Origin of the sequence: Salmonella sp. SAL00670 (genome assembly GCF_046552235.1) — a bacterium.
Classification (GTDB): Bacteria; Pseudomonadota; Gammaproteobacteria; order Enterobacterales; family Enterobacteriaceae; genus Salmonella; species Salmonella enterica.
Window position 1 is genome coordinate 1,188,957 of sequence record NZ_JBGDUO010000001.1, and the last position, 12,295, is coordinate 1,201,251.

General features: G+C 52.3%; 16 protein-coding genes. 10 read left to right on the top strand and 6 right to left on the bottom strand.

The genetic code is table 11. The features are described from left to right. Positions 1 to 3 precede the first annotated feature (3 nt). From fliM to rcsA, 7 genes are all read left to right on the top strand, one after another. Positions 4 to 1,008 carry a flagellar motor switch protein FliM gene (gene fliM, locus ACLJRS_RS06020; protein WP_000502811.1) on the top strand — a complete coding sequence of 335 codons (1,005 nt, stop codon included), beginning with the start codon at positions 4 to 6 and terminating at the stop codon, positions 1,006 to 1,008. After that, positions 1,005 to 1,418, top strand: coding sequence for a flagellar motor switch protein FliN (gene fliN, locus ACLJRS_RS06025; RefSeq protein ID WP_001282111.1), 414 nt, complete (start codon positions 1,005 to 1,007; stop codon positions 1,416 to 1,418). Before fliM ends, fliN begins: the two co-directional genes overlap by 4 nt. Continuing rightward, entirely contained in the window at positions 1,418 to 1,795 is a 378-nt protein-coding gene (gene fliO / locus ACLJRS_RS06030; RefSeq protein WP_000978276.1) for a flagellar biosynthetic protein FliO, read from the top strand. The genes fliN and fliO overlap by 1 nt, the downstream gene beginning before the upstream one ends. Then, entirely contained in the window at positions 1,795 to 2,532 is a 738-nt protein-coding gene (fliP, locus tag ACLJRS_RS06035; protein ID WP_001253411.1) for a flagellar type III secretion system pore protein FliP, read from the top strand. The genes fliO and fliP overlap by 1 nt, the downstream gene beginning before the upstream one ends. A 9-nt stretch (positions 2,533 to 2,541) precedes the next feature. Next, positions 2,542 to 2,811 carry a flagellar biosynthesis protein FliQ gene (gene fliQ / locus ACLJRS_RS06040; protein ID WP_000187354.1) on the top strand — a complete coding sequence of 90 codons (270 nt, stop codon included), beginning with the start codon at positions 2,542 to 2,544 and terminating at the stop codon, positions 2,809 to 2,811. A gap of 8 nt (positions 2,812 to 2,819) precedes the next feature. Next, positions 2,820 to 3,614 carry a flagellar biosynthetic protein FliR gene (gene fliR / locus ACLJRS_RS06045; protein WP_000616953.1) on the top strand — a complete coding sequence of 265 codons (795 nt, stop codon included), beginning with the start codon at positions 2,820 to 2,822 and terminating at the stop codon, positions 3,612 to 3,614. 281 nt (positions 3,615 to 3,895) lie between these two features. Continuing rightward, positions 3,896 to 4,519 carry a transcriptional regulator RcsA gene (rcsA, locus tag ACLJRS_RS06050; RefSeq protein WP_000103974.1) on the top strand — a complete coding sequence of 208 codons (624 nt, stop codon included), beginning with the start codon at positions 3,896 to 3,898 and terminating at the stop codon, positions 4,517 to 4,519. Positions 4,520 to 4,557: 38 nt separating this feature from the next. Here rcsA and dsrB read toward each other — a convergent pair whose 3' ends face one another. Beyond that, positions 4,558 to 4,752 carry a protein DsrB gene (dsrB, locus tag ACLJRS_RS06055; protein WP_000867218.1) on the bottom strand — a complete coding sequence of 65 codons (195 nt, stop codon included), beginning with the start codon at positions 4,750 to 4,752 and terminating at the stop codon, positions 4,558 to 4,560. 128 nt (positions 4,753 to 4,880) lie between these two features. Between dsrB and yodD the strand changes: the two genes are divergently transcribed. After that, positions 4,881 to 5,108: a YodD family peroxide/acid resistance protein gene (gene yodD / locus ACLJRS_RS06060; RefSeq protein ID WP_000844798.1), complete on the top strand. Its 228-nt coding sequence runs from the start codon at positions 4,881 to 4,883 to the stop codon at positions 5,106 to 5,108. A gap of 309 nt (positions 5,109 to 5,417) precedes the next feature. Continuing rightward, positions 5,418 to 6,233, top strand: a complete 816-nt coding sequence (locus tag ACLJRS_RS06065; protein ID WP_000948794.1) for a mannosyl-3-phosphoglycerate phosphatase-related protein — start codon at positions 5,418 to 5,420, stop codon at positions 6,231 to 6,233. On the opposite strand, the gene dgcQ is transcribed toward ACLJRS_RS06065, so the two are convergent. From dgcQ to ACLJRS_RS06080, 3 genes are all read right to left on the bottom strand, one after another. Then, positions 6,212 to 7,924, bottom strand: a complete 1,713-nt coding sequence (gene dgcQ, locus ACLJRS_RS06070) for a cellulose biosynthesis regulator diguanylate cyclase DgcQ (RefSeq protein WP_001119834.1) — start codon at positions 7,922 to 7,924, stop codon at positions 6,212 to 6,214. The two genes, ACLJRS_RS06065 and dgcQ, sit on opposite strands and share 22 nt — an antisense overlap. Before the next feature lie 164 nt (positions 7,925 to 8,088). Then, the gene (locus tag ACLJRS_RS06075; RefSeq protein ID WP_000232161.1) at positions 8,089 to 8,274 is read right to left on the bottom strand and encodes a YodC family protein; all 186 of its coding nucleotides are present in this window, start codon (positions 8,272 to 8,274) and stop codon (positions 8,089 to 8,091) included. Positions 8,275 to 8,350: 76 nt separating this feature from the next. Continuing rightward, positions 8,351 to 9,268, bottom strand: a complete 918-nt coding sequence (locus tag ACLJRS_RS06080) for a DUF808 domain-containing protein (RefSeq protein ID WP_410957770.1) — start codon at positions 9,266 to 9,268, stop codon at positions 8,351 to 8,353. A 169-nt stretch (positions 9,269 to 9,437) separates the two neighbouring features. Here ACLJRS_RS06080 and yedA point away from each other — a divergent pair, with 169 nt between their 5' ends. Beyond that, complete coding sequence (gene yedA, locus ACLJRS_RS06085; RefSeq protein ID WP_001212259.1) at positions 9,438 to 10,358, top strand: drug/metabolite exporter YedA; 921 nt, start codon at positions 9,438 to 9,440, stop codon at positions 10,356 to 10,358. Here the strand turns inward: yedA and ACLJRS_RS06090 are convergent. After that, positions 10,347 to 10,817: a very short patch repair endonuclease gene (locus ACLJRS_RS06090; protein WP_000785981.1), complete on the bottom strand. Its 471-nt coding sequence runs from the start codon at positions 10,815 to 10,817 to the stop codon at positions 10,347 to 10,349. The two genes, yedA and ACLJRS_RS06090, sit on opposite strands and share 12 nt — an antisense overlap. After that, positions 10,798 to 12,228 (bottom strand): DNA cytosine methyltransferase, encoded by a 1,431-nt coding sequence (locus ACLJRS_RS06095; protein WP_001157313.1) that lies wholly within the window; start codon positions 12,226 to 12,228, stop codon positions 10,798 to 10,800. The genes ACLJRS_RS06090 and ACLJRS_RS06095 overlap by 20 nt, the downstream gene beginning before the upstream one ends. Positions 12,229 to 12,295: the final 67 nt, after the last annotated feature.

Consider the following 12,295-nt stretch of genomic DNA (forward strand, 5'->3'; position numbering starts at 1 on the left):
GATATGGGCGATAGTATTCTTTCTCAGGCTGAAATCGATGCGCTGTTGAACGGCGACAGCGACACCAAAGACGAACCCACTCCCGGTATCGCAAGCGATAGCGATATTCGCCCTTACGATCCCAATACCCAGCGTCGCGTCGTGCGTGAACGCTTGCAGGCGCTGGAGATTATTAACGAGCGTTTCGCACGCCAGTTCCGGATGGGATTATTTAACCTGCTGCGCCGCAGCCCGGATATTACCGTGGGTGCCATACGTATTCAGCCGTATCACGAATTTGCGCGTAACCTGCCGGTACCGACCAACCTGAACCTGATCCACCTGAAGCCGCTACGCGGCACCGGGCTGGTGGTGTTCTCGCCGAGTCTGGTGTTTATTGCCGTCGATAACCTGTTCGGCGGCGACGGTCGTTTTCCGACCAAAGTCGAGGGCCGCGAGTTTACCCATACGGAACAGCGTGTCATCAACCGTATGCTGAAACTGGCGCTGGAAGGCTATAGCGACGCATGGAAAGCCATTAATCCGCTGGAAGTGGAGTATGTGCGTTCCGAAATGCAGGTGAAATTTACCAATATCACCACCTCGCCGAACGATATCGTCGTTAATACGCCGTTTCATGTGGAGATCGGCAATCTGACCGGTGAATTTAACATCTGTCTGCCATTTAGCATGATCGAGCCGCTGCGTGAGCTGCTGGTGAATCCGCCGCTGGAAAACTCGCGCCATGAAGATCAGAACTGGCGTGATAACCTGGTCCGCCAGGTTCAGCACTCTGAACTGGAGCTGGTGGCCAATTTTGCCGATATTCCGTTGCGTCTTTCCCAGATTTTGAAGCTGAAACCCGGCGATGTACTGCCGATTGAAAAACCCGACCGCATTATTGCTCATGTGGACGGCGTTCCGGTACTCACCAGCCAATATGGCACCGTAAACGGACAGTATGCGCTACGCGTAGAACATTTGATCAACCCAATTTTGAATTCGCTGAATGAGGAACAGCCCAAATGAGTGACATGAATAATCCGTCCGATGAGAATACTGGCGCATTGGATGATCTGTGGGCTGACGCGTTAAACGAGCAAAAAGCGACCACCAATAAAAGCGCCGCCGACGCGGTTTTCCAACAGCTTGGCGGCGGCGATGTCAGCGGTGCTATGCAGGATATCGATCTGATTATGGATATCCCGGTCAAACTGACCGTAGAGCTGGGCCGCACGCGAATGACCATTAAAGAACTGCTGCGTCTGACGCAGGGGTCGGTCGTCGCGCTGGACGGGCTGGCGGGCGAGCCGCTGGATATCCTGATTAATGGCTACCTGATTGCCCAGGGTGAAGTGGTCGTCGTGGCGGATAAATACGGCGTACGTATCACCGATATTATTACGCCATCCGAGCGTATGCGTCGTTTGAGTCGTTAATGATGAAGACAGAGGCCACGGTTTCTCAGCCCACCGCGCCAGCCGGATCGCCGCTCATGCAGGTGAGCGGCGCATTAATTGGCATTATTGCGCTCATTCTGGCGGCGGCCTGGGTGATTAAGCGTATGGGATTCGCGCCAAAAGGAAATAGCGTCCGGGGACTGAAGGTGTCAGCCAGCGCCTCGCTTGGCCCGCGCGAACGCGTGGTGATTGTCGAGGTCGAAAATGCGCGTCTGGTACTGGGCGTGACCGCCTCGCAGATCAACCTGCTGCACACCCTCCCGCCCGCGGAGAATGACACGGAAGCACCCGTTGCCCCACCGGCGGATTTCCAGAACATGATGAAGAGCTTACTCAAGCGTTCCGGGAGATCCTGATGCGCCGTTTGTTATTCCTTTCTCTGGCGGGTCTGTGGCTTTTTAGTCCCGCCGCTGCTGCGCAACTGCCGGGGCTTATCAGCCAACCATTAGCGGGCGGAGGCCAAAGCTGGTCATTATCCGTCCAGACGCTGGTTTTCATCACCTCGCTGACGTTTCTGCCGGCGATTTTACTGATGATGACGAGCTTCACGCGTATCATCATTGTTTTTGGCCTGTTGCGTAACGCGCTGGGCACGCCCTCGGCACCGCCAAATCAGGTGTTACTCGGACTGGCGTTGTTTTTGACCTTTTTTATTATGTCGCCCGTCATTGACAAGATTTACGTGGATGCTTACCAGCCGTTTAGCGAGCAGAAAATTTCTATGCAGGAAGCGCTGGATAAAGGCGCGCAACCGTTACGCGCGTTCATGTTGCGCCAAACCCGCGAAGCCGATCTGGCGCTGTTTGCCCGTCTGGCCAATAGCGGTCCGTTACAGGGACCGGAAGCAGTACCGATGCGTATCCTCCTGCCCGCTTATGTCACCAGCGAATTAAAGACGGCGTTTCAGATCGGTTTTACGATTTTCATCCCTTTTTTGATTATCGACCTGGTGATCGCCAGCGTATTGATGGCGTTAGGGATGATGATGGTGCCGCCAGCGACAATCGCCCTGCCGTTTAAGCTGATGCTGTTTGTGCTGGTCGATGGTTGGCAATTGCTTGTGGGGTCGCTGGCCCAAAGCTTTTACAGTTAGAGGCGCAAAATGACTCCTGAATCCGTCATGATGATGGGGACCGAGGCGATGAAAGTCGCTCTCGCCCTGGCTGCGCCGCTGTTACTCGTCGCGCTGATTACCGGCCTCATTATCAGTATTTTGCAGGCCGCGACTCAGATTAATGAAATGACGCTGTCGTTTATCCCTAAAATCGTCGCGGTATTCATCGCAATTATCATTGCCGGCCCGTGGATGCTCAACCTGCTGCTGGACTACGTACGCACTCTGTTCAGCAATTTACCTTATATCATCGGATAAACAGAACGATGATACAGGTTACAAGCGAGCAATGGCTATACTGGCTGCATCTCTATTTCTGGCCTTTGCTGCGCGTACTGGCGCTGATTTCAACGGCACCCATTCTCAGCGAGCGCGCTATTCCCAAGCGGGTAAAACTGGGGTTGGGAATAATGATTACCCTCGTTATCGCGCCGTCGCTACCGGCAAACGATACGCCGCTTTTTTCTATTGCCGCCTTATGGCTGGCGATGCAACAAATTCTGATCGGTATTGCGCTGGGATTTACCATGCAATTTGCCTTTGCGGCGGTGCGTACCGCAGGTGAGTTTATCGGTCTGCAAATGGGGCTTTCCTTTGCCACCTTCGTCGACCCGGGCAGCCACCTGAATATGCCGGTTCTGGCGCGTATTATGGATATGCTCGCCATGCTACTATTTCTCACCTTTAATGGCCATTTATGGCTTATTTCGCTGTTGGTCGATACCTTCCACACTCTGCCCATCGGTAGTAACCCGGTGAACAGTAATGCATTTATGGCGCTCGCCAGGGCCGGAGGGCTCATTTTCTTAAACGGACTGATGCTGGCATTGCCGGTCATTACCCTCCTGCTTACGCTCAACCTGGCGCTGGGGCTATTAAACCGCATGGCGCCGCAGCTCTCGATATTTGTTATCGGTTTCCCGCTTACCCTCACCGTCGGCATTATGCTGATGGCCGCGCTAATGCCATTAATTGCGCCGTTTTGCGAACATTTATTCAGCGAAATTTTCAATTTGCTTGCTGATATTGTTAGCGAGATGCCGATAAATAATAACCCATAATTTTTATCCTGTTTTACTAAGGTTTATCCGAAAATAAATTTTAAAAAACATTCACCAGGATATATCCGCTGCCCCTTATTTGTTTTTACTTCACTCACATAACGCAACATTCACTTTACTTTAAGATGATTCCTGGCAAATTATATGTAACTTTACGGGATAGTAAGTTCGCCTGAAAAACCGCGTAAGCGTTGTCTAAGGTGACTATTCGTGTTCCGTCTGATTATGGTGAGTTATTCAGGTAAGGGGAATTATCGTTACGCATTGAGTGAGGGTATGCCATGTCAACGATTATTATGGATTTGTGCAGTTACACCCGGCTAGGGTTAAGCGGGTATCTGGTCAGCAGAGGGGTGAAAAAAAGGGAAATCAACGACATCGAAACCGTTGACGAACTCGCTATCGCTTGTGGCGCGCATCAGCCTTCGGTGGTGTTTATTAATGAGGACTGTTTCATTCATACGCCTTCAGACAGTCAACAAATAAAGCAAATCATTAATCAACATCCTGACACGTTATTTATTGTTTTTATGGCAATTGCTAATGTGCATTTTGATGAATATTTATTAGTAAGAAAAAACTTATTGATTAGCTCGAAATCGATTAAACCTGACTCGCTGGATACCCTTCTTGGCGATATTCTGAAAAAAGAGTCGGGTATTTCAGGAACCATAAATTTACCAACATTATCGTTAAGTCGAACTGAATCCAGCATGTTGCGAATGTGGATGGAAGGTCAGGGAACCATTCAGATTTCTGACAGAATGAATATTAAAGCAAAAACAGTATCCTCCCATAAGGGGAATATAAAAAGAAAGATAAAAACGCATAATAAACAAGTGATCTATCACGTAGTGCGGCTGACAGATAACGTCACTAACGGCATTTTTGTTAACATGCGCTGAGAAATCCGGACTGGCAATGTACCTCCAGTCCGGCTCAATTAGTCCTGCTCCGCCTTCTCGACAAAAATACCATCCTGGTGACCTGACTCATTGAAGAACCAGATGCCGAGCGGGTAATCCTCCAGCGAAACCAGGTACATTGTGCCTTCACTAAATTCTTCCACTGCCAGTACCACGCCCGGTCGGCGGGGACCGCCGTCCGTTTTAACGGTTACCCGATCATTCACCTTCATCGTTTTCCTCCTGTCGCTTTGTGCCAGTGTAGAACAATTTTCTGCGTCTGACAGCGCCTTGCCGGCGTGTTTGCTGGTTTTCTCAACGGTCTATACTTAGGCTGTCAGGAACCCGTGAGGTAGTGAAGATGAAAACGGCAAAAGAGTACAGTGATACGGCCAAGCGCGAAGTGAGCGTCGATGTAGATGCGCTACTGGCGGCCATCAATGAAATCAGCGAAAGCGAGGTTCACCGTAGCCAGGAAGATCCTGAGCGGGTGAGCGTAGACGGACGGGAATATCATACATGGCATGAATTAGCTGAAGCATTCGAGCTGGATATTCATGATTTTAGTGTAACAGAAGTAAACCGTTAAAAATGGCCGAAAAAAATCCCGGCCCTACGGGTCGGGATCAAACTTGCTTATGCAAGAAGCACTTGAAAATTCGTTACACCAGGAAATCTGATGTGAGATTTACCTTATCTGCAATTTTTTTGCATGACAAGTAAATATTTTTTACATGAATGATTAAGCGCGCTAATAGTTCGGTAGCAAAAGTGTGACAACGCATGTGCTGCCTGGAAGCGACGGGATCGGTTCCAGTTAGCGTTCGACTTCTTTCGGATGTGCTTTAGGATTTTTCCTGGAAATAAGCCCGCCGTTGCAACGGAAAATGAGGAAAAAATGCTCTCAATCCATGACCCCTTGCTGATTTTTACCGATCTGGACGGCACATTGCTGAACAGCCACACGTTTGAGTGGCAGCCCGCGGCCCCCTGGCTTACACGCCTGCATGAAAGCGGCGTGCCTGTGATCCTCTGTAGCAGTAAAACCGCGGCTGAAATGCTCCAGCTCCAGACGACGTTAAATCTACAGGGACTGCCGCTGATTGCGGAAAACGGCGCGGTGATCCAACTGGACGTTCATTGGGAAGACCATCCCAACTATCCCCGCCTGATAGCCGGTATTTCTCACAACGAAATCCGCCTCGTCCTGCATAAATTGCGTGAAAAGGAACAGTTTAAGTTCACCACGTTTGATGACGTTGACGATCAGGTGATAAGCGAATGGACGGGCCTAAACCGGGCACAGTCTGCCCTAACCCGTCTGCATGAAGCGTCGGTGTCGCTGATCTGGCGCGATAGCGATGAACGCATGGCGCAGTTTGTCGCCCGTTTAAATGACCTGGGACTGCAATTTGTCCATGGCGCCCGTTTCTGGCATGTGCTGGACGCCTCCGCCGGAAAAGATCAGGCTGCCAACTGGCTGATTGAAGCATATCGTCGGCAGTGGCGCGCGCGTCCTCTGACGTTGGGACTAGGAGACGGCCCCAATGATGCGCCTTTACTGGATGTGATGGATTATGCGGTTGTCGTCAAAGGGCTAAACCGGGAGGGCGTACATTTGCGTAACGACGATCCTCAGCGCGTCTACCGTAGCCAGAACGAAGGGCCGGATGGCTGGCGCGAAGGAATGGACTATTTCTTTTCCCGCTCCTGAGTCGCGTCGCTGGCGCAAATACGGTTACGTCCGGACTGTTTGGCGTAATAAAGCCGTTTGTCGGCCAGCGACTGCAACTGCTCAAAATCATAGTCGCCGTATTCCTCCGCGCTACTGATCCCCATTGACGCGCTGATACGAAGCGTCGTGCTTTTCGTCACCAGAATCTCTTTGTCATTAATGCGCTGGCGTATGCGTTCGGCAATCTGCAGCGCCTGCGCTTTCGTCGCACCGGGCAGCACGATACAAAACTCTTCGCCCCCTACCCGTCCGGCGATGTCGTGCGCTCGAATGGTGCTGCCAATGAGCCCAGCGGCATGGGACAACACGCGATCGCCTGCCTGATGGCCAAAGCGATCGTTAACGCTTTTAAAATAATCTAAGTCCAGTTGTATCACAGAAAATGGCTGGCGGGCTTCCCGATAGCGCTTTGCCAGCCTGGACGCTTTTTCAAACAGCGCGCCACGGTTATATAGCCGGGTCAGCGGATCGTGCCATGCCTGCCATTGCAGCGAATTTTGCAGAACAAACATGTTTTTGACCATATGTCGAATAACGCCCCAGGAGATCAACAGCATCGCCGTAAAAAGCACCCATAACAGCGTCAGCGCGATACTAATACTGCCAAAATTCCCTTGGATGCCTTCACGTAGTGTATGCACGCGCAGCAGGACGCCATCAAAATGATCCAGCCGCTCCCAGCTTACATAATGCGTTCCTAAACGCAGCCCGCCCAGGGTATCTTTTTCTATTTCACGCGCCAGTAAGGCGCGCTCACGGTCATTTAACGTATTCGCGGTTTGTTGTTCCGGCGCGGAGTCCGTCAACAAACGGAGATGGTTATCGTATAGCTGATATTCCCCTTCAATATCCTTTTCGGCCGCATCGCGCAGGAACCGCTGTAATGACGCGACGGGAATATCCATTGCCAGTACGCCATACCAGTAATTATCGTGATCCAGCGGTAGACTGGCTGTCACTTTTTTCTGCTCGTCAGCAACATAGGACTGTGCGGAGGTAAACCACCGCACGCCGCGCTGTGGGTTACGCCGTTGGCTTTGCTCGATAAACCAGGGCTGAGTCACGTACTGATAGTAACGGGAGACAATATCGCTACCGTACGCCGTAGGGAGAGTTGAGAGGTAAAACCCTGAGCGAGAAACATACATCGTCTCCAGCGTCAGCATGGCGGATGAGCGAGCCAGACGCGCCAGATACCCTAACTCCAGAGTGGCGGTTAATTCATTTGCCAGGTCACGACTCTCCCGCGAAAGAAGCGTCGTCCGGGCGACAAATTGATCGGAAACGCCATATAACGGCAATGTCCGCCGCTTATCCAGCTCCAGTTGCCAGAAATGTCTGACGCGTCGTTGCTCAAACTGCGTCACCGCGCTTTGCAATGCGGAAAAAGCCAGCGGCGCCACCAGCGCTTCATGCATACCGTTGCGTAAAAAGATCAACCTGTCCATGTTGAATTGCAGTTGGCGGTCAAGGACATTCGCGACGCTCCCCAGATGATTGCGCTGACTGGCGACATACGCGTCTTTCAGTATCATCACTTCCCGCCAGGTAAGTAGCGTCGAGAACAGCATCACGATCAGAAAACAGGTGTTGACGACATGACCGGGACCAAAACGCCGCGCCAGCTTTTTAAACCAGCCTTGATTGTCTAACAGTGTTTCGTGCGGCACCCTGGTAACTCCTGGTTATTGATACAACTCCCCCTGATGGCTTACGGTAGCCAGACCTCATCAAGGGATACCACTCAATCCTGGCATAACCAGGTAGCAGCATGTCGCAGCGCGACGACTCTTTTTCTCCACAGCAAAACGCCCGGCATTAACCGGGCGTTTTGTCATCGGGCTTCGTCCCGCACGCGCCTTTCCTTGCCTGGCACGAGCTCATTCTCATGGAATGCCTCCCGCTTTACGCCAAAACCATCATACCAGCGACACTCTACCATTCCGCTGGAATAACCGGTGACGATCATCCGGGGCCCACCCTCTTTCACGGTAACTTCCTCACTGACAGAAAAGACCATACCTGCCTCCTGTATCAGATGAAACGCTTTCACCTTAGACGAGGATGGACAATTTTGCATAATTCATTGTAGAAAATCAGTGCGAAACACCGCGAATTTTCGCCACACCTTTCACCAGCGCCACCACAATGGCGCCGATAATAAAGCCGAGCGCCAGATTCAGCCCCGCAGGGATCGTATGCGCCATGAAAGCCCCCTGCTGCTGCGCAAAATGTTCAATGGCATGGTGTAGCGGCGCAATACCGTGTACGACAATCCCGCCACCGACCAGAAACATCGCCAGCGTACCGACAATGGATAATGCTTTCATTAACCAGGGCGCGATAATCAGTAATCCTTTACCGACGCCCTGCGCCAGCACGCTACGCTTTTCCGCCAGCCAGTACCCCATATCATCCAGTTTGACAATAATACCCACCAGGCCATACACGCCAATGGTCACAACCAACGCAATCCCCGCCAGCACCAACACCTGATTAAGCAGCGGCGCCTGCGCGACAATCCCCAGGGTAATGGCCACAATTTCAGCGGACAGAATGAAATCGGTACGGACCGCCCCTTTTACTTTATCTTTTTCAAAGGCCAAAGGGTTTTGCGCAGCCAGCGCTTCAAGACGTTTTTGCCGCTCCGCCGGGTCTTCTTTGTGTTTTCGCGCCTCAAAGGTATGCAGGACTTTTTCTACCCCTTCAAAGCAGAGAAACGCGCCGCCTAACATTAATAAAGGCGTGATGGCCCACGGGATAAATGCGCTTATCAGCAGCGCCAACGGCACCAGAATAACCTTGTTGATTAATGATCCTTTCGCCACGCTCCATACCACTGGTAGCTCGCGATTAGCGCGAACGCCGGTCACCTGCTGCGCATTGAGCGACAGGTCGTCCCCCAGTACGCCCGCGGTTTTTTTCGCGGCCAATTTGCCCATTACCGAAATATCGTCCAGCAGCGTGGCGATATCGTCGAGTAATGTCAGTAAGCTACTTCCTGCCAAAATGATTTCCTCGGTCTTTTCTTCTAAGACGTTAAGTATGTAGCAAAACGCGCAATGCCGAAACCGGCGGCGCGGGTCAACGCCTTTTTATTCCAAAAGGACAATTATAATGCTCGCCAGCATAATAATTTTGACGTTTACTATATTTACCCTTTTTATTTCACCGTGAGTGATTATGCGTTTCCGGCAGTTATTACCTCTTTTTGGCGCGCTTTTTGCCTTGTATATCATTTGGGGGTCTACCTATTTTGTTATCCGCATAGGCGTTGAAAGCTGGCCGCCGCTGATGATGGCAGGCGTACGTTTTCTCTCGGCGGGGATGTTGCTCATGGCGTTTTTGCTGCTGCGCGGCGAAAAACTTCCGCCGCTGCGCCAGACCATCAACGCCGCGCTGATTGGTCTACTGCTGCTGGCGGTGGGTAACGGTCTGGTGACGGTGGCGGAGCATCAAAACGTGCCATCGGGCATTGCTGCCGTCGTGGTCGCCACTGTCCCGCTATTTACGCTGTGCTTTAGCTACTTTTTTGGTATTAAAGCGCGCAAATTAGAATGGGTGGGGATTGCCATTGGACTTGCCGGGATTATTCTGCTGAACAGCGGCGGCAATTTAAGCGGCAATCCGTGGGGCGCGATTTTGATCCTGATAGGTTCGATGAGCTGGGCATTTGGTTCCGTTTACGGCTCGCGCATCGCCCTCCCTGTGGGCATGATGGCGGGTGCGATTGAAATGCTGGCGGCGGGCGTGGTATTGCTTTGCGCGGCGTTTCTTTCCGGCGAAAAGCTCGCCACGCTGCCTGGCTTATCGGGGTTTATGGCCGTCGGCTACCTGGCGTTGTTCGGTTCTATTATCGCCATTAATGCCTATATGTACCTGATTCGCAACGTCAGTCCGGCGCTGGCGACCAGCTACGCCTATGTGAATCCGGTTGTCGCCGTGTTGCTTGGCACTGGCCTGGGCGGCGAGAGGTTATCGCCCGTTGAATGGGCCGCGCTGGGTGTGATTGTGTTTGCCGTAGTGCTGGTGACTCTGGGTAAGTACCTGTTTCCCGCCAGGGCGGTGGTCACGCCGTGTAAAACGGAAGATTCACGCCAGTAGATGAATCCCCTGGGTGTCGATCTGCGCGCTGGCGCCGCCGCCGCAGATCCACTCTTCCAGGCGCTCCGCCAACGCCGCGTCGCTCAATTTCGCTCGCCCGCGCAAGGCGCACTCCCAGACGATCAGTACCCGCCAGCCAAGCGCCTGTAAACGCTGAATATCGCGCTCATCGCGCTCAACGTTCTTACCGATTTTTTCCAGCCAGAAAGCCGTTCGCGTGGCCGGTACTTTGAACAGATAACAGTGGTGATGATGCCAAAAGCAGCCGTGAGTAAAAATCACACAATCATAGTCATTCACCACAAAGTCCGGCTTGCCCGGTAATGTCGTGTCCTGAGTATGAAACGTAATCCCCTGCGCGCTTAACAGGCCAGCAAGACGTTTTTCAATCGCCGTATCGCGGGTCGCTATCGCGCGCATATTTTTACTGCGCGTGGCTTTATCGTGAACGTCCGCCATCTACCGTCTCTTTCTGACGCAGCGTCACCGCCTGGTGAATTTTGGGTTCCAGCAGCTTTGCTACCGCAGCAAATACCGGCACCACCACGGAGTTGCCAAACTGGCGATAGGCCTGCGTATCCGAGACAGGTATCCTGAACTGGTACGTTTGCGGCGCCTCAAATCCCATTAAACGCGCGCACTCTCTCGGCGTGAGTCGGCGGGGACGATGTTGTTGGTTGCCAGCATCGTCGAAATTCACTTCGCCTTTCGCCATATCCCAACCACGATCGATCAGAATTTCGGCGCCATCTTTGTAGTAGCGAGCAGATAACGTGCGCGCCACACTTTCCGGATTGTCAGGATAAACCATGCCATAGCCAAAACCGTTTCCCCGCGCCTGGTGCTTTTTCGCGTAGCGATATAAATATTTCCACAGCACCGGCGTCAGGATATATTTGGCTTCGACGACGGGCTCCAGCAGTTCTGCCAGCGTCGGACGGCGCGGTGGATAACAACGGGCGATATTGCGTAACGTAAAATCGGTTTTCAGGTTTAAATCGCGACGGAATCCCACCAACACAATACGTTCCCGATGCTGAGGAAGAAAGTGCTGCCCGTCGATAATTTTCGGATCGTCCGGGCCATTGTCAGCGGCATCCGCCACGTCATATCCCAGTTCATCGAGCGTTTGCATAATAATGCGGAAGGTGTTGCCCTGGTCGTGACTTTTAAGGTTTTTCACGTTTTCCAGCACAAACAGCGCGGGGCGGCGGGCGTCGATAATTCTTACGACATCAAAAAATAATGTCCCCTGAGTCTCGCAGGCAAAGCCGTGGGCGCGGCCCAGCGCATTTTTCTTGGAAACGCCCGCCAGAGAAAATGGCTGACAGGGAAAGCCCGCCAGCAGGACATCATGTTGCGGAATATGCTGGCGAATGTGTTCCGCCGCCTCATCATCGCTGACCCCTTCCCGGTGGCTCAACGTGATATCGCGGATATCTTCATTAAAGCGATGTTGCAGCGGATCGCAAAAATAGTTCGCTTTATATGTCCGTACCGCGTGCTTATTCCATTCGCTGGTAAACACGCACTGTCCGCCTATCGCTTCAAATCCGCGGCGAATGCCGCCGATGCCCGCGAAGAGATCGATAAAACGAAAGGCGTAATGTGGATGATGCGCTGGCGGCGTCGGCAACCCTGTTTTAAGACAGGTGAGTTCATTGTCGCTCAAACGATGCCATGCCGCGTTCATCATTACGCGCTTTAAGATGGCCGGGCTCCAGTGCTGTTCGCCCAGGCCGTTAAGGTGCGCCACCAGCGTTTTAACATCGTAGATTTCCAGCAATTGACTCAGCATCGCCTGGATCTCGCTTCCGGCGTCGTCGGCGATGAGGTTCCGGGCGTGTGTTACTGAAATATTTTCCTGCATACATTTAACCGGCCAAAAATAATTGCCGACAGACTAACATAAAATGACGCGGTTTACGTTTCAGCGG

Bases quoted from the DNA above. Each gene is read 5' to 3' on its own strand.
- ACLJRS_RS06090 (WP_000785981.1), bottom strand. From the start codon at position 10,817: ATGGCGGACGTTCACGATAAAGCCACGCGCAGTAAAAATATGCGCGCG.
- yodD (WP_000844798.1), top strand. From the start codon at position 4,881: ATGAAAACGGCAAAAGAGTACAGTGATACGGCCAAGCGCGAAGTGAGC.
- dsrB (WP_000867218.1), bottom strand. From the start codon at position 4,752: ATGAAGGTGAATGATCGGGTAACCGTTAAAACGGACGGCGGTCCCCGC.
- fliP (WP_001253411.1), top strand. From the start codon at position 1,795: ATGCGCCGTTTGTTATTCCTTTCTCTGGCGGGTCTGTGGCTTTTTAGT.
- ACLJRS_RS06065 (WP_000948794.1), top strand. From the start codon at position 5,418: ATGCTCTCAATCCATGACCCCTTGCTGATTTTTACCGATCTGGACGGC.
- yedA (WP_001212259.1), top strand. From the start codon at position 9,438: ATGCGTTTCCGGCAGTTATTACCTCTTTTTGGCGCGCTTTTTGCCTTG.
- fliR (WP_000616953.1), top strand. From the start codon at position 2,820: ATGATACAGGTTACAAGCGAGCAATGGCTATACTGGCTGCATCTCTAT.
- fliM (WP_000502811.1), top strand. From the start codon at position 4: ATGGGCGATAGTATTCTTTCTCAGGCTGAAATCGATGCGCTGTTGAAC.
- fliO (WP_000978276.1), top strand. From the start codon at position 1,418: ATGATGAAGACAGAGGCCACGGTTTCTCAGCCCACCGCGCCAGCCGGA.
- fliQ (WP_000187354.1), top strand. From the start codon at position 2,542: ATGACTCCTGAATCCGTCATGATGATGGGGACCGAGGCGATGAAAGTC.
- ACLJRS_RS06095 (WP_001157313.1), bottom strand. From the start codon at position 12,228: ATGCAGGAAAATATTTCAGTAACACACGCCCGGAACCTCATCGCCGAC.
- ACLJRS_RS06075 (WP_000232161.1), bottom strand. From the start codon at position 8,274: ATGGTCTTTTCTGTCAGTGAGGAAGTTACCGTGAAAGAGGGTGGGCCC.
- rcsA (WP_000103974.1), top strand. From the start codon at position 3,896: ATGTCAACGATTATTATGGATTTGTGCAGTTACACCCGGCTAGGGTTA.
- fliN (WP_001282111.1), top strand. From the start codon at position 1,005: ATGAGTGACATGAATAATCCGTCCGATGAGAATACTGGCGCATTGGAT.